Raw genomic sequence first — 24,383 nt, forward strand, 5'->3', positions numbered from 1 at the left:
GGGGACCGCACGGGCGATGGCGCGCGAGGCGGCACCGGCCGAGACTGGCCAGGGTGAGCACGCCGCACCCCCTCGACCCGCTGACCGCCGCCGAACTGACCGCCGGCCGCGCGATCCTCGCCGACGCCGGGCTGGCGGGCGGCACGATCCGCGTCCCGCAGGCCGTCCCGCTCGAACCCGCCAAGGAAGAGGTGCGCGCCGGCGACGGCGACCGCCGCATCCGCTACACGCTCCTCGACACCGCCACCGGCCGCGCCGGGGAAGCCGTGGTGTCGGCGACCAGGCGGGAGCTCGTCTCCTGGGACGACTGGGCCGAAGCCGAGGGCCGGCCGTCGTACCTGTTCGAGGAGTACGCGCTGGCCGAGCAGCTGACGAAGGCGTCGGCGGACTGGCAGGCCGCGATGGCGCGGCGCGGCCTCGGCGACCGGATCGGCCACGCCTTCTGCGCGCCGCTCGCCCCCGGGTACTTCGGGCGCGAAGACGAGACCGGCCGCGTCATGCGCTCGCTCACCTTCCTGCGCGAAGACACCGACGACAGCCCCTGGGCGCACCCGGTCGAAGGCCTGGTCGTGCACCTGGACCTCACCGAGCAGCGCGTGCTGCGCGTCGAGGACGAGGGGGACGTCCCGGTGCCCGCCGAGCACGGGCGCTACACCGGCGTCCCGGCCCGCACGACGCTCAAGCCGATCGAGATCACCCAGCCCGAGGGCCCGAGCTTCACCGTCGACGGCTCCGAGGTGACGTGGGAGGGCTGGCGCCTGCGCGTCGGCTTCAACTCCCGCGAAGGCCTGACGCTGCACCAGCTGAGCTTCCAGGACCGGCCGGTCCTGTACCGGGCCTCCGTCCCCGAGATGGTCGTCCCGTACGGGGACGTCGCGCCCGGCCGGTTCTGGATCAGCTACTTCGACGCCGGGGAGTACCAGTTCGGCAAGAACGGCAACGACCTGCGCCTGGGCTGCGACTGCGTCGGCGTCATCCACTACTTCCCGGCGTGGGTCGCCGACGACCGCGGCGAACCGGTCGAGATCCCGCGCGCGGTCTGCCTGCACGAAGAGGACGACGGGATCCTCTGGAAGCACACCGACCTCCACGGCCGCCCCGAAGTCCGCCGGTCGCGGCGGCTGGTGGTCTCGTCGATCGCCACCATCGGCAACTACGACTACGGCCACTACTGGTACTTCCACCTCGACGGCTCGATCGAGTTCGAGGCGAAGGCCACCGGCATCGTCTTCTGCGGCGCCGGGACGCCCGGTGCGGACCAGCCGCACGCCACCGAGCTCGCGCCCGGTCTGTTCGCGCCGGTGCACCAGCACCTGTTCTGCGCGCGGCTCGACGTCGAGATCGACGGCGACCGCACCAGCCTGCACGAGGTCGACGTCGAAGGCGTGCCGACCGGGCCGGCCAACCCGCACGGCAACGCGTTCACCTGGCGGAGCACGCCGTTGCGGACCGAGCGGGAAGCGATGCGCCTGGCCGACCCCGCCCGCGCCCGCGTCTGGGAGGTCCGCAGCGCCGAGCGGGTGAACCGGCTCGGCAAACCGACCGCCTACCAGCTGGTGCCGCGGCCGTCGGCGACGCTGATGGCGCAGCCGGACGCGACCGTGCACGCCCGGGCCACGTTCGCCACCAAGCACCTCTGGGCGACGCCGTACCGCGAAGACGAGCAGTTCCCGGCCGGCGACCGGCCCAACGCCCACCCCGGCGGCGCGGGCCTGCCCGCGTGGACCGCCGCCGACCGCGACCTCGTCGACACCGACCTCGTGCTGTGGCACGTGTTCGGCCCCACCCACGTCCCCCGCCCCGAGGACTGGCCGGTGATGCCGGTCGACAAGTCCGGCTTCCTGTTCCGGCCGTACGGGTTCCTCGACCGCAACCCCGCGCTCGACCTCCCCTCCGGCGACCACTGCGACTGAGACAACCGGGGCCGCGCCCCGGGGCCGGGGGCTTCGCCACCCGGACCCCCAACCGATAGCTGTGAGGACTGCACCTTGACCACTCTCTCGGACACCTCGACCTGGCTCCCGCTGGACGGCCTGGCCCCGGGCTTCGACGCGAACAAGGCCCCGGTGGTCGGCGACCTGCACGGCCGCGCGTTCGTCCTGCACGACGACGGCGACGGGCCCGGCCGCACCGCCCGGTTCACCGGCTCGCGCGTCGCCTGGGACGGCGCGACCGTCCTCTGCGAGACGTTCCTCGTCGACCCCGACCTCTACTACGTCCAGTTCCACCCCGCCCCGCGCGAGGCGGTCTCGCTCCTGCTCGACCTGCGCGACGGCCGCGCCCTGGTCGTCACCACGACGATCGGCGACGGCGGCACCCCGCGCGTCACCCAGGAGTTCCGGCCCGCGACGCTCGACGGGTTCGAGGTCCGCGGCGAGGCGATGGCGCCGAGCACGGCCCTGATCGGGCGCCGGGTGGTGTGGGTCTACAGCCGCGAGCACGCCTACGAGCACGTCTACCTCAGCCCGCACTGGTACACCTGGCAGTGCCTGGCCGGCCCCGAGCGCGGGCTCGCCGACACCGACGAGAACACCGTGTACCGGATCCGGCCCGGGATCCACGTGTTCGCCTGGCGGGAGAAGGTCATCCCGTGCGCGTCGGTCACCGTCGCCGACCACCGCGACGCCCGCCGCCTGCGCTCCCACGGCGTCCTCTTCGGACTCGACGGCACCGGGGAGCGCCCGACGCACTTCACCTTCGGCGCGTACGGGCGGCTGCTGAGCACCACCGTCCACCCGGACGGCCTGGACCCGGCGGAGCGCTGAGCCGTGGCCGCCGACCTGGTACTGACGAACGCCCTGGTGTACACAGTGGACACCGCGCGGCCGTGGGCGTCGGCGCTCGCGGTGTCCGGCGGGAAGATCGTCGCGCTGGAAGACGCCGAGCGCGGCCCGAAGACCGAAGTGCTCGACCTCGGCGGCGCGTTCGTCCTGCCAGGCCTGGTCGACGTGCACAACCACCACGCGATGGCCGGGCGCGCCGAGCTGTTCGAGCTGACCTTCGGCGCGGACGCGGGCCTCGACGAGATCCTGGGCCTGGTCCGCGAGCGGGCCCGGACGCTGGGCCCGGACGAGTGGCTGACCGGCGGCGCGTGGGCGTCCACTTTGGTCTCGACGTTGTCCGCTTCGGCCGCGCGGCGCGCGTTGGACGAGGCCGCGGGCGGCCGGCCGGTGTCCCTTTCGGACGACAGCAGGCACAACCGCTGGGTGAGCAGCCGGGCCCTCGAGCTGGCCGGCATCACGGCGGCCACCCCCGACCCGTCCGGCGGCGTGATCGTCCGCGACGGCGACGTCCCCAGCGGGCTCCTGCTGGAGGCGGCCGGGGTCCTGGTCGAGCGGGTGACCGGCGGCCTGACGGCCGGGCAGCACCGCCGCGCGTCCCAGCGGGCGATCGAGGTCCTGCACGGCTTCGGCGTCACGGCGTTCCAGGACGCCGGCGTCTCGACCGACATCCTGGGCGCCCTGCAGTCGCTGGACCTGGCCGGCGAGCTGGCCGCGTGGGTGGTGTCGTCGTTGCTGGTCAACGACCCGATCTTCGGCTTCGACCCGGTCGGGGCGCCGCTGCTGGAGGTGGCGGATTCGTTCCGCAGCCCGCACCACCGCCCGGACTTCGTGAAGATCTTCCTCGACGGCGTCCCCCCGACCCGCACGGCGGCGTTCCTCGAGCCGTACCTGCCGGACGAAACGCACGGCGGCTGCTTCCGCGGGTCGACGACGATGCCGCCGCCGGAACTCACCGAGTGGCTGCTGACGGCCGCCGCGGCGGGCTTCTCGGCGAAGGTCCACTGCACGGGCGACGCCTCGGTGCGGCAGTTCCTGGACGCCGTCGAGAAGGTGCGCGCCGCGGGGTTCGCGGACACCCGGTTCCAGGTGGCGCACGGGCAGTTCGTGCACCCCGACGACCTGCCGCGGTTCGCCGAGCTGGGGGTCGCGGCGGACATTTCGCCGTTCCTGTGGGTGCCGGGGGTGATCCCGTCGGCGATCGCCGAGGTGCTGCCGGCGTCGCGAGCTTCGCGCATGCAGCCGAACCGGGCGTTGCTCGACAGCGGCGCGCTGGTCGCGGGCGGGTCGGACTGGCCGGTGAGCGAGTCGCCGAACGCGTGGGAGGGGATCGCGGGCCTGGTTTCTCGGCAGGACCCGTCCGGCCGCCGCCCGGGGGCGCTGTGGCCGGAACAGGCGATCACCCTGGCGGAGGCGATCGAGGTGTTCACTCTGGGCGGGGCGCGGGCGTGCGGGCTGGACGACGTCACGGGCGCGTTGACGCCGGGGCGCTCGGCCGACTTCGTGGTGCTGGACCGGGATCCCTTCCGGACCTCCCGGGTGGCGGAGACGCGGGTCGTGGAGACGTGGTTCGCCGGGCGGCGCGTGTTCCAGCGCTGACCCAGCGCCGCCCGGATGTCAGGAAAGGGTCGTTCACCGCGCCTGGCGTCATGAACGACTCGTTCATGACGTCCGCAGCCGAGCGAGCACCCCGTGCTGTACTCGCCGGTACTTTCTCCTACACTGGTAGAGAAACCAGTGCGGGAGGTGCCGGGTGCCCAAGATCATCGACCACGACCAGCGGCGCAGCGACATCGTCGACGTCACCTGGGACCTCATCGTGCGCGGCGGGATCGAAGCCGCCACCATGCGGGAGATCGCCGCCGCCGCCGGGTTCGCCAACGGGGCGCTCAAGCTGTACTTCCCCAGCAAGGAAGACATCATCGCGGCCACCTACGAGCGGGCACTCGACATGATGCGGCAGTACGTCGAGCTCGACGGGCTCCGGGGGATCACCGCGCTGCGGGAGCTCTGCGTGTCGTCCATGCCGATCGACGACGAGCGGATCACCGCCGGGCGGGTGCTCATGATCTTCTGGCAGATGTCGCTGGACAACCGGACCATGCACGACAAGTACCTCGAGCACGTCCGCGAGTGGCGCGGGCTGCTCCACCGCTTCCTCACCGAGGGCCGCGAAGACGGCGACGTCGTCACCGAGACGCCCGACGAACAGATCGTCGACGAGATCGTCCTGCTCAACGCCGGCGCCAACGTGATGAGCCTGGTGGCGGGTGAGTTCTCCACGATCGACCTCCAGCACCGGCACCTGGAGTCCCTCCTGGACCGCCTCACCCGCCCCTGACCCTCAGGCGAAGATCCCCTTCAGGTACGCCGCCACCTCGGCGTGCGACCGCGCCGACGCCGGCAGGTCCGTGTACAGCCCGTAGAACCCGTGGATCTGGCCCTCGTACCGGTGCACGTCCACCGCCACCCCGGCCTCGGCCAGCTGCCGCGCGAACGCCTCCCCTTCGTCGCGCAGGACGTCGTACTCCGCCGTCAGCACCAGCGCCGGGGGCAGGCCCGACAGGTCCCGCGACCGCGAAGGCAGCACGTACGGGTCGTCCGACCCGGCCGGTGCGTACTGGGCGAAGAAGAACCGCATCGCGTCCGCCGTCATGCCGTAGCCGGTCGCGAAGTCCACATAGGACGCGTGGCCGTCGTCCGGGTGGCCGAACACCGGGCAGATCAGCACCTGCGCGGCGATCGGCGGGCCGCCGCGGTCGCGGGACATCAGCGAGACCACGGTGGACAGGTTGCCGCCGGCACTCTCCCCGCCGACCGCGAGCCGGGACGGCGAGACCGCGGGCCCGGCGCCGCCCGCGGCCAGCCATTCCAGCACCGCGTAGCAGTCCGACGGCGCGGCCGGGTACGGGTCCTCCGGCGCGAGGCGGTACTCGACCGCCACCACCGCGACCGACGCCGCCGCGCACACCGCGCGGGAGGCCACCTCGTTCTCGTCGATCGAGCCGATCGTCCAGCCGCCGCCGTGGATCCACACGAACGCCGGCACCGGGCCGTCCGCTTCCGGGAGGTACACGCGGACCCGCAGGACGCCCCCCGGGCCGGGCACCCAGTGGTCGGTCACCGACGCGACCGCCGCCGCCGGACCCGGCTTCGGCCGGACGGCCGCGAACGCCGCCCGCAGCTCCACCGCCGTCGGCGGGCGGTCGGGTACCGGCGCCGGCGCGGCCTGGTCCAGCAGGTCCCGCACGGCCGGGTCCAGGCCGGTGCTCACACCGCCTCCGCGACGAGCACCCTCGGCGAGCCCGGCAGCGTCAGCCGGTCCACCGGGCGCCAGCCGGCGTCGGCCAGCCAGCCGCGGACGTCGGCCTCGGGGTACACGACGGTGCCGTCGATGACCAGGTACTCCCCCGCGTGCAGCGCGTCGAGCGCCCGCGGCGACGGGTCGTCGTCCAGGAAGAAGTCCAGCAGCAGCAACCGCGCACCCGGTGCCGCCGCGGCCCGGGCGTGGCGCAGGATCGCCTGGTTCTCTTCGGCGGAGAACCGGTGGACGACGTGGTTCACCATCACCAGGTCGAACTCGCCCGCGGGCTCGGCCTCCGGAGTCGCCGCGCCGACGACGGTGGTCCGGTCCGCGAACTCCGCGACCGCTTCGGTGACCGAGGGGACCGACCGCGGGTCGTAGACGAACGTCGCCCGCAGCACGTCGTTCGCCCGCAGGGCCTGGAGGGCGAACTCGGCCGAGAGCCCGCCCAGGTCCAGGAGGTTTTTGCAGCCGGTGAAGTCGAATTCGCCCGCCAGCATCCGGGCGTGTAGGGCGTTATACGCCATGACCCCGCCGAGGAAGGTGTCCCAGCGGTCGCCGCCGAGGTCGAGCTCGCCGGGTTCGCCGGTGTCGGTGGTGTGCGGGAACTGCTGCCAGTGCGGGTAGCTGATCGCCTCGAGGAAGGTCAGGAACGGCGCGAGGTCCAGACCTTCTCCCCCGAGGTACGCGGCGGTGTCGGGCGTCAGCCCGTACCGACCGTCCACGCGGGACAGCAGGCCGAGTGCGGCGAGGGCGTCCCCAAGGATCCGGACGGTCTTTTCGGGCCGTCCGGTGCGCTCGGCCAGCTCCCCCGCGGCGAGCGGGCCGGCGGCCAGAGCGGGGAACAGGCCGATGCGGTTGGCGGCGAAGAGCTGCTGGGCGGCCATGTAGCCGACCGCGATGTCCACGATCCGTTCGGGCGTGGCGGGTCTGGTCGTCACGTCGTCCTCCTTTTGTTCGACGCGGACACTCTACATCCGTAGATAAAAGAGTCCAGTGCCGAGTTTTCCCCGTACAGCAACAAAAAGCCGTGATGTTTCAACTTCCTACGTTTGTAGAATAAAACCATTGACACCGCATGGCGCCGGTGTCAACATGCGTAGAACTACCCCTGCCGGTGCCCGGCAGTCCGGCCCGCCCGCTCGCGGCGGGCGCGAGGAAGGGGAATCCATGACGCTGCTCGAAATCCGGGAGCTCACCGTCGGCGTCGTCACCGACGACACCGAGCGCGAACTCGTGCGGGAGCTCTCCCTCGATCTCGGGCGGGGGCGGACGCTCTGCGTGGTCGGCGAGTCCGGCAGCGGCAAGACCGTGACCGCCCTGTCGATCATCCGCCTGCTCGAGTTCGTCGCCCCCGTCCGCACCCGCGGCGAGATCGCGGTCGACGGCGTGGACGTCACGAAGCTGCCCGCCGACGCGATGCGCGCCTACCGCGGCCCGCGGATCGGCATGATCTTCCAGGAGGCCCTCGACTCCCTCAACCCGAGCCGCCGGGTCGGCGGGCAGCTGGCCGAGGCCTACCGCGAACCCGGGTCGCTGCCCGGGCAGGCCGCCCGCCGCGGCAGCCCGCTGCGCAAGCGCGCCGAAGCCAAGGCCCGGCGGCTGCTGACCGAGGTCGGGCTCACCGACACCGACCGGATCCTGCGGCTGTACCCGCACCAGATGTCCGGCGGCATGCAGCAGCGCGTGATGATCGCGCTGGCCCTGATGGCCGACCCCGACCTGCTCATCGCCGACGAGCCGACCACCGCCCTCGACGTCACCACGCAGGCGGAGATCCTCACGCTCTTCGACCGGGCACGCCGCGACCACGGCACGGCGTGCGTGTTCATCACCCACGACATGGGGGTCGCCGCGCAGGTCGCCGACCGGATCGCGGTGATGTACCGCGGCCGCCTGGTCGAAACCGGCTCGCGCGACGAGGTCCTGACCCGGCCTAAGCACCCGTACACCCGGGCGCTGCTCGGGTGCGTCCCGCAGCTCGGCGTCAGCCGCCGTGACGGCTTCCCGACCATCTCCCCCGCCCGGCTCGCGTCGGCGATGGCGGGCGAGGCGACCGACGCCGTCGAAACCCCGGCCCTCATACCGCGTCCCGAGCGGGAGCACGAAGGACCGCCACTCACCATCACCGCGGTGTCCAAAGTGTACGGCCGAAAAGGACAGCGGGTCGAGGCCGTCCGCGACGTCTCCCTCGAGCTCGCCCCGGGCGAGTTCTTCGGCCTGGTCGGCGAATCCGGCTCCGGCAAGTCGACGCTCGGCCGGCTCGTGACCGCCCTCGAACCACCGGTGTCGGGGACCATCGCCTTCGGCGCGCACGGGATCACGCCCGGCGGCCTGATCGGCGACGAACGCGCGTTCCGCCGCCGCGTCCAGCTCATCTTCCAGGACCCGCAGAGCTCCCTGGACCCCCGCCACACCGCCGCGCGGATCATCGCCGAGCCGCTGAAGGAACTGACCCCGCTGCGCGGCGCCGAGCTGGACCGGCGGGTGGCCGGCCTGATCGACGAAGTCGGCCTGCCGAAGGACTCCGCCGGGAAGCTGCCGTCGCAGCTGTCCGGCGGGCAGCGCCAGCGCGTCTCCATCGCGCGGGCGATCGCCGCCGGGCCCGAGCTGATCGTCGCCGACGAGCCGACGTCGGCGCTCGACGTCTCGGTGCAGGGCCAGGTGCTGAACCTGCTGCTGGACCTGCGCCGCAGCCGCACGCTGAGCCTGCTGTTCATCACCCACAACCTCAGCCTCGTGCTGTCGGTCGCCGACCGCGTCGGCGTGATGTACCGCGGCGAGCTGATCGAAACCGGGACCCCCGACGAGATCCGGCTTTCCCCGCGGCACGACTACACCCGGCGGCTGCTCGCCGCCAACCCCGACCTGCCCGCCCTCCCCCACACAGGATCGACGCGCCCATGAAGAGAACTCCTCTGCTCGCCGCCCTCGCCGCCGCGGCCACGCTGCTCGCCGGCTGCATGGGCGGTGCCGGCACCACGACGGCCGCCGCCGGGCCACCGGTCCGCGGCGGCAACCTCACCGTCGCCGTGCCCACCGATCCGCAGTCGCTCGACATGGTCGCCAACCCCGGCCAGGTGACCGCGCAGATCGGCAACATGCTGTACGAAAAGCTGTTCGAAGTGGACCAGCACTTCGTCGCCCGGCCGATGCTCGTCGACACCTTCACCACCAGCCCGGACCGGCTCGCCTACACCTTCAAGCTGCGCCAGGGCGTCACCTTCCAGGACGGCAGCCCGCTGACGGCGAACGACGTCGTCGCGAGCCTGCAGCGCTGGCAGAAGAGCCACCGCACCGGGCAGCTCGTCACCCCGGACATCGACGCGATCGCCGCGCCCGACCCGGCGACGGTGACGATCAAGCTCAAGCGGCCGCGCTACCCGCTGATCGACGAGCTGGCCGGCGCGGGCACCGAGATCTACGAGGCGAAGAACCTCGCCGGCCTGCCCGCCACCGGGTTCGGCCAGGACAAGGCGATCGGCACCGGCCCGTACAAGCTGAAGAGCTGGGACATCGGCCAGCAGCTGGTACTCGAACGCTACGACGGCTACAAGTCGCGGTCCGAAGAGGACTGGGGCGGCCAGGCCGGCGCGAAGCACGCCTACCTCGACACCGTCACCTACAAGGTCGTCGGCGACCAGGACGCGCTGGTCAACGGCCTGCAGACCGGCCAGTGGGACCACGCGATGCCGGCCAACGACCAGTACGAGCAGCTCAAGGCCAACCCGAACCTGGTCGTGCACAACCTGCCGGGCGGCAACGAGAACGTCGTCATCCCCAACTTCAACCCCGGTTCGAAGTTCGCCGACCCGCGGGCCCGTCAGGCGCTGAACCTGCTGCTGGACAAGCCCGCGATCAACGCGGCGACCGGCGGCAGCAAGGACCTGACCATCGAGACGGGCGCGTTCGCCTCGCCGGACAACAAGGCGTCCTACTCGGCCGCCGGAGACGACGTCTACCGGCAGCACGATCCAGCGCGCGCGAAGCAACTGCTCGCCGAGGCCGGCGTCACCGCCGGGGCGACGATCCACATCGTCACCACCAACTCCTACCCCGAGTTCGGGAAGTGGGCCGTGCTCATCCAGGACGCGCTCGGGAAGATCGGGCTGCAGACCAAGATCGACACGTTCGACTTCGCGACCATGCTCGGCACGCTGACCAAGGACCCGGGCGGCTGGGACATCACGACGTTGTTCTTCGACTCGTCGCTGACCTCGCCCGCCCAGATGCCCGCGCTCACCCTCGGCACGCTCAACGGCTCGTCGTCGTCCGAGCTCGACGGGCTGATGGCCGAGTTCAACGCCTCGACGACGCCCGAGCAGGCGAAGGCCGTCATCGACAAGCTCCAGGCGTTCACCTGGAAGCAGCTGTCGGTGATCACGCTGAGCCAGTCCCGGCTGTACGCCGCCTACACCCCGCGGCTCAAGGGCTACGGCGACTTCTACCGGGTCTTCTGGAACTCGTGGCTGGCCGCATGACCGGGCTGCTGCTGCGCCGGCTGCGCGACCTGCTGATCATCCTGGTCATCGTCGGCACGATGATGTTCTTCGTCATCCGGCTGATCCCGGGCGACCCGGCACAGGCGATCCTCGGCCCCACCGCGCGCCCGGCCGACGTCGCCGCGCTGCGCTCGAGCATGGGCCTGGACGGCTCGCTCTGGCAGCAGTACCTGAGCTGGGCCGGGCACGTGCTGCGCGGCGACTTCGGGACGTCGATCACCTACCACCAGCCGGTGCTGGACGTCGTCGCCGCGCACATCGTGCCGACGCTGACGCTGGCCGTGCTGTCCACGGTGATCAGCTTCTTCCTGTCCGTCGCGATCACGGCGTGGCAGGCGGTGTCGCCGCGCAACCCGGTCGCCCGCGGCCTCGACCGGCTGTCCTCGCTCGGCATGGCGATGCCGGACTTCTGGATCTCGCTGGTGCTCGTGCTGGTGTTTTCGGTGACGCTGCGGTGGTTCCCGTCCAGCGGCTACCACGACCTGCTGACCGACCCGGTGGCCGCGGTGCCCGCGCTGGTGCTGCCGGTGACCGTGCTCGTCATCGGGCAGACGGCGCTGTTCGTGCTCACCCTGCGCGAGAGCGTGCTCGGCGAGCTGCCCCTGGCCTACCTGCGCACCGCGCGCGTCAAGGGCCTGCCCGAACGGCGGGTGCTGCTGAAGCACGTTCTGCCGAACGCCCTGATGCCACTGGTGACGCAGCTGGGCAGCAACTTCGCCATGCTGGTCGGCGGGATCGTGATCATCGAGTCGATCTTCGTCGTGCCGGGGCTCGGCCACCTGCTGATGGGTGCGGTGTCCACTCGCGACTTCCCGCTCATCCAGGGTGTGACGTTGTTCGTCGCGGTGCTGTTCGTCGTGGTCAACCTCCTGGTCGACCTGTCGTACGCGCTGCTCGACCCGAAGGTGCGTGTCGCATGAGCGAGCCCGCGAGCGAATCATCCAACACTGCGCTTCCGGCTCAGGCGGCACCGAGCGCCAGCGAGGTGTGCGCATGAGCCTCGCCGTCGCCGAACCGGCGTCCGCTGTGGACACTCCCCCGCCCCGGCGGGCGGCCCGCGCGTTCCGGCGCAACCGGACCCTGGTGATCAGCTCGGTGCTGCTCGGCCTGATCGTGCTGGCCGTGGTCGTGCTGCCGTTCTTCCTGCCGAGCGTCAGCGCGACCGACCCGGTGCACCGGCTGCTCCCGCCGTCGGGCGCGCACCCGCTGGGCACCGATTCGTTCGGCCGGGACGTCCTCGCCCGGCTGGTGTCCGGCGGCCGCGCGTCGCTGGGGCTGTCCGCCTTGATCACGCTCTGCGCGGCGTTCTCCGGCATGGTGATCGGCCTGGTCAGCGGCTTCTACCGGGCCGCGGACGCGGTGCTGATGCGGCTGATGGACGCGTGGATGTCCTTCCCGGCGATCATCCTCGCGATGGCGCTGGCCATCGCGCTCGGGGCGAGCATCTGGACCGAGCTGATCGCGCTGACGGTGATCTTCACGCCGTTCACCGCCCGCGTCATCCGCAGCCGGGTGCTCGGGATCGCCGGGCGCCAGTACATCGGCGCGGCGCGGGTGTCCGGGATGAGCCGCGGCAAGATCCTGCTGGTGCACGTGTTCCCCAACGTGCTGCCGCTGGCGCTGGTCCAGGTCGTCATCCTCGCCGCGGCCGCGATGCTGGTCGACGGGGCGATGAGCTTCCTCGGCCTCGGCATCGCCCCGCCCACCCCGACCTGGGGCAACATGATCGCCGAGGGCCGGTCGTACCTGGTGGTCGCGCCGTGGCTGGTCATCGTGCCCGGCGTGACGATCATGCTCTGCGTGCTCCTGCTCAACCTCGTCGGCTCCGCGCTGCGGATCGCCGTCGACGCCCGCGCCCGCACGCTCGGCGAGCTGCAGCGCCTCCGCCGTTCCTCTTGAGAAGGGATCTCCTTGACCGTCACCTCCCTCGCCGTGCGCCGGTTCGCCCCCGCCGGTCCGCCCGCGGGCCCGCCGGTGCTGCTCCTGCACGGCTTCGCCTCCGACGGGCACACCGACTGGGTCAGCACGGGCTGGCCGTCGGCGCTGATCGCTTCGGGGCGTCCGGTGCTGGTTCCCGACCTGCCCGGCCACGGCTCGAGTCCCGCACCAGCCGACACGACGCCGAAGGCCATCACCGAAGAGCTCGCCATCGCGGTCGGCGCGGTGTCCGAAGTGGACGTCGTCGGCTACTCGCTCGGCGCGCGGCTGGCGTGGGACCTGCCCGCGCTGCTGCCCGTGCGGCGGCTGGTGCTGGGCGGGATCAGCCCGCACGAGCCGTTCGGCGCGGTCGACGTCGAGGCCGCGCTGGCCTTCGCCGGCGGCGGCCGGCCGCCCGCGGACCCGCTGACGGCGGCGATCGCCCGGATGATCACCGCGCCCGGCCGCGACCCGGTGGCGCTCGCGCACTGCATCGAGGGGCTGCGCCGGGAGCCGTTCGCCCCGCGCGTCGGGACGATCACCGTGCCGACCCGGTTCGTCGCGGGCCGGGACGACCCGGTCAGCCAGGGCATCGAGACCCTCGTCCCCCTGGTCCCGGGCAGCGACCTCCTGGTGGTCCCCGGCGACCACGGCGGCGCCCTGCGCGGCGCCCCCTTCCGCACCGCCGCCCTCACCTTCCTCGACACCCCCTGACCCGACCCGGGGCGTAACTTTCCCTATGAAAGTGACGCCCCGGGAGGGCTTACCAGGAGCCGTCGGGGGCGACGTCGTGGTCGAGGCGGAGGTGGGCGAGGGCCGTGCGGATCTCCAGGCCGTGTTCGCGGGCCAGGAGGAGCGCGCCGAGGTTGTCGGTCAGCTGCTCCGCGCGGCTCACGCCGAACAGGACGTTCGCCACCGGTTCGTACGCCAGGCAGAACGCGAGGGCCAGCTGGGCACGGGTCGCGCCGAAGTCCGCCGCGACGCGGGCGACTTCGGCCGAAGCCGCCACGATGGACGGCCGGATGCCCCCGACGTCCGCCCCGATCTTCCGCGCCGGGGCCGCGTTGCCCAGCAGCACACCGCCTTCGAAGACGTCGGACGCCTGCAGGGCCAGGCGTCCGGCGTCGAAGTGCTTCCGGTAGGGCTCGCCCTCGGCCATCGCGCGCCGGGCGATCGAGTACTTCAGCTGCGCGAACTCCGGGCCCGGCAAGCCTTCACGGGCCGCGAACTCCAGCGCCTGGTCGAGGTCGGCCGCGAGCCAGTTGTTGACGCCCCAGCCGCCGATCCGGCCCGCCCGGATCTGCTCCGCGACCTCCGTGACCACGCGCGGGACGTCCGGGCGCTCCCGGTAGTCCCCCACCACGACCAGGTCCGCTCGGTCGGTCCCGATGCGGCCCAGCGACGTCTCGAGCTGCCCGGCGAAGCCGCTGCGGGGGTAGTCCCACAGCCAGAGCTTGCCGCACAGCACGTAGTCCTCGCGGGCGATCCCGGCCTCGCGCACGGCCTCCCCGAAGAGGATGTCCGTCCGCGAGTTCTCCGCGTGCGGGCCGAAGTCGTAGTGGGCGACGTCGAACAACGTGACGCCGGCGTCGACGGCCGTCTTGAGCAGCCGGACGGCGTCGCCGAAGTCCATCCGGTCCCAGGTGTTCCAGGAGCCGAGACCGAAGGCGGATCTTCCGAGCACGGGTTTTCCTTTCGCCGCAGCACATCTTTCATCTACGATTGTAGAATGAAAACACGGATCGTGGTGGTGACCGGCGGCGCGAGCGGAATCGGGCGCGGTGCCGCCGAAGCTTTCCTGGCCGCGGGTGACCGGGTGGTGGTCGCCGACGTCGACGCGCGGGCGGCACACGACGTCGCCCGGGAGATCGGCGCGGAGCACGTCGAGCTCGACATCGCGGACCCGGCGTCGGTGGACGCGGCGGTTTCCCTGGTCGCGAGCCGGTTCGGGCCGGTGGACGTGCTGGTCAACAACGCCGGGCTGGCCGGGGGCGGCGGGCCGGTGACCGGCCTGCCCGTCGAGGTCTTCGACCGGTGCCTGCGGGTCAACTTCCGGGGCACGTTCCTGATGACCCGCGCGGTGGGCGCGCACATGGTCGCCGCCGGGACCCGCGGCGCGATCGTGAACGTGTCGTCGATCGGCGCGCGGCAGCCGACACCGGGGCTCGGTCACTACGAAGCGACCAAGGCGGCGGTCGACGCGCTGACCCGGTCCGCGGCACTGGAACTGGCGCCGCACGGGATCCGCGTCAACGCCGTCGCCCCCGGCCCGGTGCTCACGCCGATGACGGCGGGGTTCGCCGCGGACACCGCCGCCCGCACGGCCTGGGAATCCCGGATCCCGCTGGGCCGCATCGCCGCCGTCGGCGACGTCGTGCCGTCCGTGGTGTTCCTGGCCTCGCCCGCCGCCGGGCACATCACCGGGGTGAGCCTGGCGGTGGACGGCGGCCAGCTGCTCACCTGACTATCCCTTGTGGACGATCCGGCCGCCGGTCACGGTCAGCCCGACCGCGACCGGCGGCAGGTCCGCGAGCGCGACTTCCAGAGGATCTTCGTCCAGGACGCAGAAGTCGGCGGCCATACCCGGCTCGAGGGTGCCCTTCCACGCCGCGGATCCGTCTTGTGCGGCGGCTTCGGTGGTGTAGCAGCGCAACAGCCGTCCGGTCAGCTCGGGCGTGACACCCCGCGCACCCAGCAGCTCCCCCGCGGCCGCGAGGTGGACCCGCCAGTCCGGCGTCACGACCGGCGCGTCGCTGCTCAGCGTGAGCCGCACCCCGAGGTCGAGGATCTCGCGCAGCGGCCACGCCTTCGCCGCCACGTCGTCGCCGAGCGCGGTGGCGACCATCGGCCGCATCGCGGTGGCGATCGCGGGTTGCGTCGTCAGCCCGACACCGCGCTCGGCCATCCGCCGCAGCTGCGCCGGGGTGACGAGGTCGCCGTGCACGAGGTGGTCGCCGTCGCGCAGGTGGGCGAGGGCGGCCTCGATGCTGCGCTCGCCGGTCGCGTGGACGCCGACGACCAGGCCGGCATCGTGGGCCAGGGCGATCATCGCGGCCAGGTTGGCCGCGCGCTCGCCGTCGTCGGGCCCGTCGACGAGCAGCGTTCCGTGGGTGCCGTCGGCGTAGCAGTGGTGGGTCCACGCGGTGCGCATCGGGGGGATGCCGTCGGCGAAGATCTTGACCCCGGGCACGGCCAGCCACTCCGGATCCGCGGCCGGCACCGCGGTTGCGAGGCCGCGGGCGAAGTCCGGCAGCGAGCTGGCGCCGTCCAGGAGACCGAACAGGCGCAGCACGGTGACCCGCGCCCGCAGACGGCCTTCTCGGTGCAGGTTCGCGTACTCGTCCAGGACTTCGGCCGAGAAGCACCCCGTTTCGCCGGGGCCGAGCCCGGGTTCGGTGTAGCTGGTGATGCCGAGCGCCGCGCAGACGTCGCCGGCGCGCAGGATCGCCGCCCGGCGGTCTCCGGCCGTGACCACCGGGGTTTCTTCGTGCGGCGCGCCGAGCAGCGGGTGCGGCCAGCGGGCGCCGAGCCAGGTCGCGTGCAGGTGCGCGTCGTTGATACCGGGCAGGACCGTGCGCCCGGCCAGGTCCAGCACTTCGGTGTCCGGTCCGATGTGGGCGGTGAGGTCGGCACCCACCGCGGCGACGCGGCCGCCGGAGACGGCGAGGCCGCCCGCCACCGTGCCGTCGGGACCGAAGGTGTGCACCACCCCGCCGTGGACCACCAGGTCCGCCGAGTGGATCCGTTGTGCTGTCATGGTTTCCTCCGGGACCTGGACTTTTTCTTCCACGACTGTAGACTAAAAAGATGGCTCTGCCCACCCACACGGAGGCCGCCGTTCTCACCGGCCACCACGCGCCCCTCGAGTTGCGCGAACTCCCGCTGCCTCCGGACCCGGAACCCGGCGCCGCCCTCGTCCGGCTCACCTGCACCACGTTGTGCGGCACCGACGTCCACCTCTGGTCGGGGGAAATGAGTCTCCCCGGCATGCTGCCGATGGTGCTGGGTCACGAAATGGTCGGCGAAGTCGTCGCCACCGGACCCGGCACCACCGACACCCTCGGCCGGGAAATCCGCCCCGGTGACCGGATCGGCTGGTCCGAGTCGACGTGCGGGAAGTGCCACGGCTGCACGATCCTTCGTGAACCGGTCGCCTGCGAGCGCCGCGGTTACGGCTTCCTTCAGCGTTCCGACCGGTTCCCCTACGCGACCGGCGGTCTGGCCCGCCATTGCTACGTCACGCCCGGCGCCGCGAAGCTCCTGCTGCCCGACGACGTCGAGGACACGTGGGCGTCGATGTCCGGCTGCGCGGGGAAGACCGTGCTGCGCGCGGTCGCCCGGTCCGGCGGCATCCGTCCGAACGCGACGGTCGTGGTCCAAGGCGCGGGCGCGCTCGGCGTGTTCGCCACGGCGGTCGCCCGGCTCTGCGGCGCCGGGGTGGTGATCACCGTCGGCGGACCGCGATCGCGGCTGGACGTCGCCGAGCGGTTCGGGGCCACCGCGACGGTCCCGGTCGAGTCCACCCCGGACGAACGCGTCGAGCGGGTGCGCGAACTGACCGGCGGCCGCGGCGCCGACCACGTCTTCGACTTCGCGGGCGGGCCCACGGTCGGCGCGGAGGCGGTCGCCTTCGCCGCCCAGCGCGGGACGGTCGCGATCGTCGGGTCGACCGGGCCGGTGCCTTCCCCCGTGCCGCTGGGCACGGTGATGGGCAAGGAGCTGACCATCGCCGGCTCGCTCAACGGCGACATCGCCGACTACCACCGCTCGGTCGAGTTCTTCCGCGCCTTCGCCGATCGCCTGCCCTGGAACGAGCTGTTCAGCGCGCCGGTCGGGCTGGCAGGCGCGTCCGCCGCCGTCGAGTCGATGTCCCGGCTCGGCGAGCTCAAAGCCGTCATCGACCCCCGACTTCCCTAGGAGGGTTTTCGTGCGCATCCCCCAGCGCCGCATCGGCCGCGACGGGCCGGCCACCGGCGTCCTGTCCCTCGGCTCCTGGCACACGTTCGACCGGATGGACTTCCGCGAAGCCGTCTCGATGCTGCAAACGGCTGTCGACGCCGGGATCGGCCTGTTCGACGTCGGCGTGTACGGCCTGCCCGGCGCCCCACCGGTGTTCACCGACGTGCTGTTCTCGGCCATGGTCCGCGCCGCGGGCCTGCGGCGCGAGGACTACCTGCTCTCGGCGAAGCTCTGGCTGGAGGGCTACCCGGAGCACAGCCTGCGCGCGCAGCTGGAGAACGCTTTCTTCCGCGCCGGGGTCTCCCACGCCGATCTGGTGATCCTCGGCGACCTCCGCCGCGACGACACCGATCTGCACGCCCTCGTCACCGACCTCGCCGCGCTGCACTCGGCGGGACTGATCGGGCAGTGGGGCGTCAACAACTGGTCGGCGCCGGCGATCCGGGCGGTCCACGACTTCGCCGCCGCGGACGGCGTGCCCGGCCCGGCGATCGCGCAGCTGAAGTACAGCGTGGCCCGGCGGTCCATTCCGGACGGTGCGCCGTTCGCTTCGGTGTTCGGCGAACTCGGCGTCTCGCTCCAGGCGTCCGACGTCTTCGAGGGCGGCGTGCTGCTCGGGAAGGGCGGGCGCCAGGTCGGCCGCGACCCCGGCGACGTCCGGCAGCGGATCGCCGGCTCGGCCGCGGACCTCGCGAAGGTGGCCGAGAGCGTCGGGGCGACGCCGGCCCAGCTGTGCCTCGCGTTCACGCTCACGCACCCGGCGACCACGACGACGTTGTTCGGCGCCACCAGCGTCAGGCAGCTCGAGGACAACCTCGCGGCGGTCACGCTCGTCGAGCGGATCGGTGCGGCGGACCTGCGCGAGCTGGTGGAGCCGTTCTGGGCCGACAAGGACGCCGTCGATCCGGAGGGCCCGTGACTCCGGAACTGTCCGCCGAGACGCTGGCAGCCGTCCGCGCGTCGTTCCGCAATCCCACCCCGGACGAGGCGATCGACGGCCGGGACATCGAGTGGTCGGACCACGTCCTCGACGACGGCGTGGTCGTCACGGTGCTGCGGCCGCGGCACCCGCGGCCGGACGCGCCCGGGTTGTACAGCATCCACGGCGGCGGGATGGTCATGGACGACCGGTTCGCCGACCTGCCGCGGCTGGTGCCGCTGATCGAGGAGTTCGGGTTCGTCTGCGCGACCGTCGAGTACCGGCTCGCACCGGAGCACCCGCACCCGGCGCCGCTGGAGGACTGCTACGCGGGCCTGGTGTGGTTCGCGCAGACGTTCGGGTTCGAGCGGCTGATCGTCGGCGGCGGCAGCGCGGGCGGCGGGTTGAGCGCGGGGGTGGCCTTGCTCGCGCGTGACCGGGGCGGGCCGGCCTTGGCGGGGCAGCTGCTGCTGTGCCCGATGCTCGACGACCGGACGTCGGCGGACCTCCCGGACCTCGTGTGGACGCGGGAGGCCAACGACTTCGGCTGGCGCAGCCTGCTGAACGGCCAGACGTCGCCCTACGCGGCCCCGGCGCGGATGACGGACCTCAGCGGCTTGCCGCCGGCGTTCGTCGAGGTCGGCGGGGCGGAGCTGTTCCGCGACGAAGACGTGGCGTACGCCCAGCGGCTGGCCCGGGCGGGCGTCCCGACGGAGCTGCACGTCTGGGCGGACGCGCACCACGGCTTCGACCGCTTCGCCCCGGAAGCCGAGGTCACCCGCGCCGCCCTGGCCACACGGTCCTCCTGGCTCCGCCGCCTGCTCGACGGCCCGGGAGGTCGGCGCCGAGGATGAAGCGCGCGGCCTGCTCGCCGACGAGGACCGCCGGTGCGTTGGTATTGCCCGTCGTCACCCGGGGCAGCACCGACGCGTCGGCGACGACCAGGCCGTCGAGCCCGTGCACCGCCAGCCGCGGGTCCACCACCGCGGCCGCGTCGGTGCCCATCCGGCAGGTGCCGACCTGGTGGTGGTACGTGATCGCCGTCCGCCGCACGTACTCACCGGCGTCGTCGCCCGGCGCCGGGTACAGCTGCCGGGCGCCCCACCCGTCCGCGAGCGCCGGTGCGGCGCCGACCGCGAGGCACTGCTCGACCGACGCCACCAGGCTCTCGAAGTCCGACGGCGCCGACAACGCCGCGAGGTCGATCAGCGGCGAGCCGTCCGGGGCCAGCCGCAGGCTCCCGCGGCTCTCCGGTGACACCATGCCCGCCATCAGCGAAAATCCGGTCGGCGGCCCGGACATCCACGGTTCGTACATCGGCACGCTGAAGCAGATCGGCTGGGTGTCCGGCACGGCGAGCCCGGCCCGGCTGCGCCAGAACCAGTGCACCTGCGTCACCGGCCGCCCGGGTTCCGGCACGACTTCGCGGGACGTCGAGAAGATCACCGGGGAGAGCAGGTGATCGTGCAGGTTGCGCCCCACCCCGGGCAGGTCCGCGACGACGTCGATGCCGAGCGCCGCCAGTTCGCCCGCCGGGCCGACGCCGCTGCGGAGCAGGATCGCGGGCGAGGCCAGCGCCCCCGCCGCGAGCACGACCAGGTCGGCCGAGAGTTCCCGCGCCACCCCGTCGATGGAGACGTCGACGCCGGTCACGCGGGCACCGGAGAACCGGAGCCGGTGCACCATCGCTCCCGTGTGGACGGTCATCCGCGAGGCCACCGGAGCGCCGTAAGCGTGCCACGTGGTGAAGCGCCGGCCGCCGCGCAAGGTGATCTGCTCGACGGACACGCCGTCGAGGGTTCCGCCGTTGTAGTCCGGGTTCAAGGCCAGACCGGTCTCGCGGCACGCGTCCACGATGGACCGCTGGACCGGGTGCAGCGGCTCGTTCGGGACGACGTCGAGGAGGTCCTTTTCGAGCCGGGCGAACACCGGCTCGACGTCTTCCCAGTACCAGCCGGGCAGTCCCCAGCCGTCGTAGTCGGCCGGGGCGCCGCGGACCCAGATCATCGCGTTGAGCGCGTGCGACCCGCCGAGGACCTTGCCCCGCGGCAGGTGCAGCCGCCGGTTCGCCGCGTACTCCTGCGGGACCGTGTACAGGTCCCAGTCCTCGGGCCCGTGCCACAGCTCCCCGGCCCGCGCGGGGTCGTGGATCGCCGGGTTGACGTCCTCGCTGCCCGCCTCCAGCAGCGTCACCGCCGCGCCCGCGTCCACCAGCCGCCGCGCCACCACCGAACCGGCCGAGCCGGCGCCCACCACGATCACGTCCATGCGCTCCAGCGTGGCCCGCGGCCCGGCGGACCCGCGGCATCCCTTCGCGGTCGGTCAACGGGCGTGCGGGAGCGGACAAGACCCGCGGCACCCGGCCGCCCGATACTCGGCTCACCCCAGGCCGAGGAGGACAACGGGATGGCGACACGCCTGTGCATCGACGGACAGTGGACCGAAGCCGGCGGCGGCGTGCTCCCGACCCGCGACCCCGCCACCGGCCGCGTCATCGAAGAGGTCGGTACGGCCTCGCGCGCCGACGTCGACGCCGCCGTCGCGGCCGCCCGGCGCGCGCTCACCGCACCCGAATGGGCCGGGCTGCTCCCGGTCCGGCGCGCCGCGCTGCTGTTCCGGCTGGCCGACCTCGTCGAGCGGCACCACGAAGAGCTGGCCCGGCTGGAGACGCTCGACCAGGGCCAGCCGATCGGGGTGTCCCGGCAGGTGAGCGCGACCGGCACGGCGGAGCACTTCCGCTACTTCGCGGGCTGGGTGACGAAGCTGCAGGGCACCACGAACCCGGTGTCCTTCCCCGACACCCTGCACTACACCCGCCGCGAGCCGGTGGGGGTGAACGCGCTGATCACGCCGTGGAACTTCCCGCTGATGATCCTCGCCTGGAAGCTCGCGCCGGCCCTGGCGACCGGCAACACGGTGGTGATCAAGCCCAGCGAGGTGACGCCGCTGACCAGCATCCGGCTGGTCGAGCTGGTGCACGAAGCCGGGATCCCGGCGGGCGTGGTCAACCTCGTCACCGGCGACGGCTCGGTCGGTGCCCTGCTGACCGAGCACCCGGACGTCGACCACGTCTCCTACACCGGCTCCACCGCGGTCGGGAAGCTGATCACGGCGGCGAGCGCGGCGTCCAACCTCAAGCGGCTCACCCTCGAGCTCGGCGGGAAGGCCCCGAGCATCATCGCGGCCGACGCCGACATCGACGCCGCCGTCGCGGGCAACCTCGCCGGGGCGACGCTCAACACCGGCCAGGTCTGCGCCGCCTACACGCGCTTCTACGTAGACCGCAAGCGGGAGCAGGAGTTCGTCGACAAGCTGGCGCGCGGCCTGGAAGGCCTGCGGCTCGGGCCGGGCACCGAGGAGACCACGCAGCTCGGGCCGCTGGTGTCGGAGAAGCACCGCGAACACGTCGACTTCCTGGTCAGCACCGGCCGCGACCAGGGTGCCGACCTGGTCACCGGCGGGAACCCGGTCGACGGCGACGGCTACTTCTACACCCCGACGCTGTTCGCCGGGGTCCGCGACGACATGGCGATCATGCGCGAGGAGATCTTCGGTCCGGTCCTGGCCGTGACGGCCTACGACGACGGCGACGAACCGCTCGCCCGCGCCAACGACACCGAGTACGGCCTGGCCGCGACGGTGTGGACCCGCGACCTCCGCACAGCGCAGCGCTACGCCGACGGCATCCGGGCCGGCGCGGTCTTCGTCAACATGCCCCCGATCCCGGACATGGCGGCGCCGTGGGGCGGCTACAAGGCCTCCGGCTGGGGTCGCGAAATGGGCCCCTGGGCGCTCGACGCCTACACCGAGACGAAGTCCGTCTGGCTCCACTACGGCGGGTGAAAGGGGGTTTCCCCGCGCCACAGATCGTATATTATTTAAGATACCTTCTTCGAACCGGCAGGCAGGACCACGGATGACGACCCTCCCGCAGCGGCCCGGCAAGATCATCGCGCTGCACCTCAACTACCACTCCCGCGCCGCCCAGCGCGGCCGGGTGCCGGCGCAGCCGTCGTACTTCCTCAAGCCGCCGACGTCCGCGGCGGCGAGCGGAGCCGCGCTCGAACGCCCGGCGGGCACCGAGCTGCTGGGCTTCGAAGGCGAGATCGCGCTGGTCATCGGCCGCACCGCCCGCCGCGTCACGCCCGAGGAAGGCTGGTCCTGCGTCGGCGGCGTCACCGCGGCCAACGACTTCGGCGTCTACGACCTGCGCTACGCCGACAAGGGCAGCAACCTGCGCTCGAAGGGCGGCGACGGCTTCACCCCGCTCGGTCCCGCTGTGCTGCCCGCCGCCGACGTCGACCCGGCCGCGCTGCGGCTGCGGACCTGGCTCAACGGCGAACTCGTCCAGGAGGACACCACCGGCGACCTGCTGTTCGGCTTCGGGCGGCTGGTCGCCGACCTTTCGCAGCTGATCACCCTCGAACCCGGCGACGTCGTCCTGACCGGCACCCCCGCGGGTGCTTCGGTCGCCATCCCCGGCGACGTCGTCGAGGTGGAGGTCGACAGCGACGGGCACACCACCGGACGGCTCGTGACCCCCATCGTCGCGGGCACCGTCCCCTTCGGACCGTTCGGTGCCCTCCCCCGCGTCGACGAGCAGCAGCGCGCGGACGCGTACGGGACCGCCGATGCGGGCTTCGAGCTGACGCCGGAGCTGCGCGCGAAGATCGAGTCCGTCGGCACCGCGACGCTGTCCGCCCAGCTGCGCAAGCGCGGCTACGACGCGGTGTCGATCGACGGGCTCACCTCGACCCGGCCCGGCGCCCGGCTGACCGGCCGCGCACGCACCCTGCGGTACCTGCCCTACCGCGAAGACCTGTTCAAGTCCCACGGAGGCGGGTACAACGCGCAGAAGCGCGCGATCGACGCGCTCGGCCCCGGCGACGTCCTCGTGGTGGAGGCGCGCGGCGAACGCGGCACCGGCACCGTCGGCGACATCCTCGCGCTGCGGGCCCAGGTGCGCGGCGCGGCCGGCATCGTCACCGACGGCGGGGTCCGCGACCTCGCCGCGGTGTCCGCTTTGGACATCCCGACCTACCACGCCGGGCCGCACCCGGCGGTGCTCGGCCGGCGGCACGTGCCGTGGGACGTCGACGTCGCGATCGCGTGCGGTGGCGCCGCCGTCTGCCCTGGCGACGTGATCGCCGGCGACGGCGACGGTGTCCTGGTCATCCCGCCGGACCTGGTCGAGGAGGTCGTCGACGCGGCGATCGAGCAAGAGCTGCAGGAGACGTTCATCGCCGAGCAGGTCGCCGCGGGCGAGCGCGTCGAGGGGCTCTACCCGATGGACGAGCACTGGCGCGGGAGGTACGCCGCATGGCTCGCGAAACGGTGAACGGCACCGCGATGAGCAAGTCGCGCATCGCGTACGAGTGGATCAAGGCCCGGATCGCCGACGGCACCTTCTCCCCCGGCTACCGCCTCGTCCTCGGCCAGCTCGCCCAGGAGCTCGGCGTCAGCGTCGTCCCGATCCGCGAAGCGATCCGGCTGCTGGAAGCCGAAGGGCTGGTGACCTTCGAGCGCAACGTCGGCGCGCAGGTCGCGATGGTCGACGAAAGCGAGTACCAGCACACGATGCAGACCCTCGCGCTGGTCGAGGGCTACGCCGCCGCGCTCGCCGCGCCCGTGCTCCCACCCGGTGCGCTGGCCGAGGCCCGGGCGCTGAACGCCGAGCTGGCGGACTGCCTCGGGCACTTCGAACCGGCCCGGTTCACCGGGCTCAACCGCGACTTCCACGCCGTGCTGTTCGGCGCCTGCCCCAACCCGCAGGTCCTCGACCTGGTCCGGCGTGGCTGGGACCGGCTGAGCGGCCTGCGCACCTCGACGTTCAGCTTCGTGCCCGGCCGGGCCCGCGAGTCGGTCGCCGAGCACGAAACCATCCTCGGCCTGCTCGAAAGCGGCGCCCCCGCCGCCGACGTCGAGCAGGCCGTCCGCGCCCACCGGCTGGCCACCCTGGACGCGTTCCTCGTCCACCGCCGCCACTGACGCAAGAAGGGAAA

21 protein-coding genes are annotated in these 24,383 nt (G+C 72.7%); 16 read left to right on the top strand and 5 right to left on the bottom strand.

The genetic code is table 11. The annotated features are described in order from the left end of the window. Positions 1-53: 53 nt before the first annotated feature. The 4 genes from MUY14_RS14560 (at position 54) to MUY14_RS14575 (ending at position 5,121) form a co-directional block, all read left to right on the top strand. Positions 54-1,913 carry a primary-amine oxidase gene (locus tag MUY14_RS14560; protein WP_247023538.1) on the top strand — a complete coding sequence of 620 codons (1,860 nt, stop codon included), beginning with the start codon at positions 54-56 and terminating at the stop codon, positions 1,911-1,913. Positions 1,914-1,988: 75 nt separating this feature from the next. Continuing rightward, positions 1,989-2,765 (top strand): molybdenum cofactor biosynthesis F family protein, encoded by a 777-nt coding sequence (locus MUY14_RS14565; RefSeq protein ID WP_247023539.1) that lies wholly within the window; start codon positions 1,989-1,991, stop codon positions 2,763-2,765. Between the two features lie 3 nt (positions 2,766-2,768). Further along, positions 2,769-4,379 (top strand): amidohydrolase, encoded by a 1,611-nt coding sequence (locus MUY14_RS14570; RefSeq protein WP_247023540.1) that lies wholly within the window; start codon positions 2,769-2,771, stop codon positions 4,377-4,379. Positions 4,380-4,533: 154 nt separating this feature from the next. Then, the gene (locus MUY14_RS14575) at positions 4,534-5,121 is read left to right on the top strand and encodes a TetR/AcrR family transcriptional regulator (RefSeq protein ID WP_247023541.1); all 588 of its coding nucleotides are present in this window, start codon (positions 4,534-4,536) and stop codon (positions 5,119-5,121) included. 3 nt (positions 5,122-5,124) lie between these two features. Here the strand turns inward: MUY14_RS14575 and MUY14_RS14580 are convergent, their stop codons facing one another. Beyond that, complete coding sequence (locus tag MUY14_RS14580) at positions 5,125-6,054, bottom strand: alpha/beta hydrolase (RefSeq protein ID WP_247023542.1); 930 nt, start codon at positions 6,052-6,054, stop codon at positions 5,125-5,127. Further along, positions 6,051-7,025 carry a methyltransferase dimerization domain-containing protein gene (locus tag MUY14_RS14585; RefSeq protein WP_281506295.1) on the bottom strand — a complete coding sequence of 325 codons (975 nt, stop codon included), beginning with the start codon at positions 7,023-7,025 and terminating at the stop codon, positions 6,051-6,053. The genes MUY14_RS14580 and MUY14_RS14585 overlap by 4 nt, the downstream gene beginning before the upstream one ends. 229 nt (positions 7,026-7,254) lie before the next feature. Here MUY14_RS14585 and MUY14_RS14590 point away from each other — a divergent pair, with 229 nt between their 5' ends. From MUY14_RS14590 to MUY14_RS14610, 5 genes are all read left to right on the top strand, one after another. Further along, positions 7,255-8,991, top strand: a complete 1,737-nt coding sequence (locus MUY14_RS14590) for an ABC transporter ATP-binding protein (protein ID WP_247023543.1) — start codon at positions 7,255-7,257, stop codon at positions 8,989-8,991. Next, the gene (locus MUY14_RS14595; protein WP_247023544.1) at positions 8,988-10,565 is read left to right on the top strand and encodes an ABC transporter substrate-binding protein; all 1,578 of its coding nucleotides are present in this window, start codon (positions 8,988-8,990) and stop codon (positions 10,563-10,565) included. Before MUY14_RS14590 ends, MUY14_RS14595 begins: the two co-directional genes overlap by 4 nt. Beyond that, positions 10,550-11,506, top strand: coding sequence for an ABC transporter permease (locus tag MUY14_RS14600; protein WP_247023545.1), 957 nt, complete (start codon positions 10,550-10,552; stop codon positions 11,504-11,506). Before MUY14_RS14595 ends, MUY14_RS14600 begins: the two co-directional genes overlap by 16 nt. Positions 11,507-11,579: 73 nt before the next feature. After that, positions 11,580-12,485 carry an ABC transporter permease gene (locus MUY14_RS14605; protein WP_247023546.1) on the top strand — a complete coding sequence of 302 codons (906 nt, stop codon included), beginning with the start codon at positions 11,580-11,582 and terminating at the stop codon, positions 12,483-12,485. Between the two features lie 12 nt (positions 12,486-12,497). Beyond that, positions 12,498-13,217, top strand: a complete 720-nt coding sequence (locus tag MUY14_RS14610; protein ID WP_396126800.1) for an alpha/beta fold hydrolase — start codon at positions 12,498-12,500, stop codon at positions 13,215-13,217. A gap of 49 nt (positions 13,218-13,266) precedes the next feature. On the opposite strand, the gene MUY14_RS14615 is transcribed toward MUY14_RS14610, so the two are convergent. Continuing rightward, positions 13,267-14,187, bottom strand: coding sequence for an aldo/keto reductase (locus MUY14_RS14615; RefSeq protein ID WP_281506296.1), 921 nt, complete (start codon positions 14,185-14,187; stop codon positions 13,267-13,269). 45 nt (positions 14,188-14,232) lie between these two features. On the opposite strand from MUY14_RS14615, the gene MUY14_RS14620 reads away from it, so the two are divergent. Further along, entirely contained in the window at positions 14,233-14,967 is a 735-nt protein-coding gene (locus MUY14_RS14620; protein WP_247023547.1) for an SDR family NAD(P)-dependent oxidoreductase, read from the top strand. On the opposite strand, the gene MUY14_RS14625 is transcribed toward MUY14_RS14620, so the two are convergent. After that, positions 14,968-16,260: an amidohydrolase gene (locus tag MUY14_RS14625; protein WP_247023548.1), complete on the bottom strand. Its 1,293-nt coding sequence runs from the start codon at positions 16,258-16,260 to the stop codon at positions 14,968-14,970. Positions 16,261-16,316: 56 nt separating this feature from the next. Between MUY14_RS14625 and MUY14_RS14630 the strand changes: the two genes are divergently transcribed. Genes MUY14_RS14630 through MUY14_RS14640 form a run of 3 tightly spaced genes read left to right on the top strand, consistent with a single transcriptional unit; the run spans position 16,317 to position 19,235 of the window. Beyond that, positions 16,317-17,420 (top strand): zinc-binding dehydrogenase, encoded by a 1,104-nt coding sequence (locus MUY14_RS14630; RefSeq protein WP_247025137.1) that lies wholly within the window; start codon positions 16,317-16,319, stop codon positions 17,418-17,420. Between the two features lie 10 nt (positions 17,421-17,430). Beyond that, the gene (locus MUY14_RS14635; protein ID WP_247023549.1) at positions 17,431-18,381 is read left to right on the top strand and encodes an aldo/keto reductase; all 951 of its coding nucleotides are present in this window, start codon (positions 17,431-17,433) and stop codon (positions 18,379-18,381) included. Then, the gene (locus tag MUY14_RS14640) at positions 18,378-19,235 is read left to right on the top strand and encodes an alpha/beta hydrolase (protein ID WP_247023550.1); all 858 of its coding nucleotides are present in this window, start codon (positions 18,378-18,380) and stop codon (positions 19,233-19,235) included. The genes MUY14_RS14635 and MUY14_RS14640 overlap by 4 nt, the downstream gene beginning before the upstream one ends. Here MUY14_RS14640 and MUY14_RS14645 read toward each other — a convergent pair. Next, positions 19,156-20,649: a GMC family oxidoreductase gene (locus MUY14_RS14645; RefSeq protein ID WP_247023551.1), complete on the bottom strand. Its 1,494-nt coding sequence runs from the start codon at positions 20,647-20,649 to the stop codon at positions 19,156-19,158. The two genes, MUY14_RS14640 and MUY14_RS14645, sit on opposite strands and share 80 nt — an antisense overlap. 138 nt (positions 20,650-20,787) lie before the next feature. On the opposite strand from MUY14_RS14645, the gene MUY14_RS14650 reads away from it, so the two are divergent. From MUY14_RS14650 to MUY14_RS14660, 3 genes are all read left to right on the top strand, one after another. Further along, entirely contained in the window at positions 20,788-22,224 is a 1,437-nt protein-coding gene (locus tag MUY14_RS14650) for an aldehyde dehydrogenase (protein WP_247023552.1), read from the top strand. 73 nt (positions 22,225-22,297) lie between these two features. Beyond that, a complete protein-coding gene (locus MUY14_RS14655; protein ID WP_247023553.1) occupies positions 22,298-23,719 on the top strand; it encodes a fumarylacetoacetate hydrolase family protein in 1,422 nt (473 codons plus the stop codon). Continuing rightward, a complete protein-coding gene (locus tag MUY14_RS14660; protein WP_247023554.1) occupies positions 23,701-24,369 on the top strand; it encodes a GntR family transcriptional regulator in 669 nt (222 codons plus the stop codon). The genes MUY14_RS14655 and MUY14_RS14660 overlap by 19 nt, the downstream gene beginning before the upstream one ends. Positions 24,370-24,383 lie beyond the last annotated feature (14 nt).

This window comes from Amycolatopsis sp. FBCC-B4732, assembly GCF_023008405.1.
GTDB classification, from domain to species: Bacteria; Actinomycetota; Actinomycetes; order Mycobacteriales; family Pseudonocardiaceae; genus Amycolatopsis; species Amycolatopsis pretoriensis_A.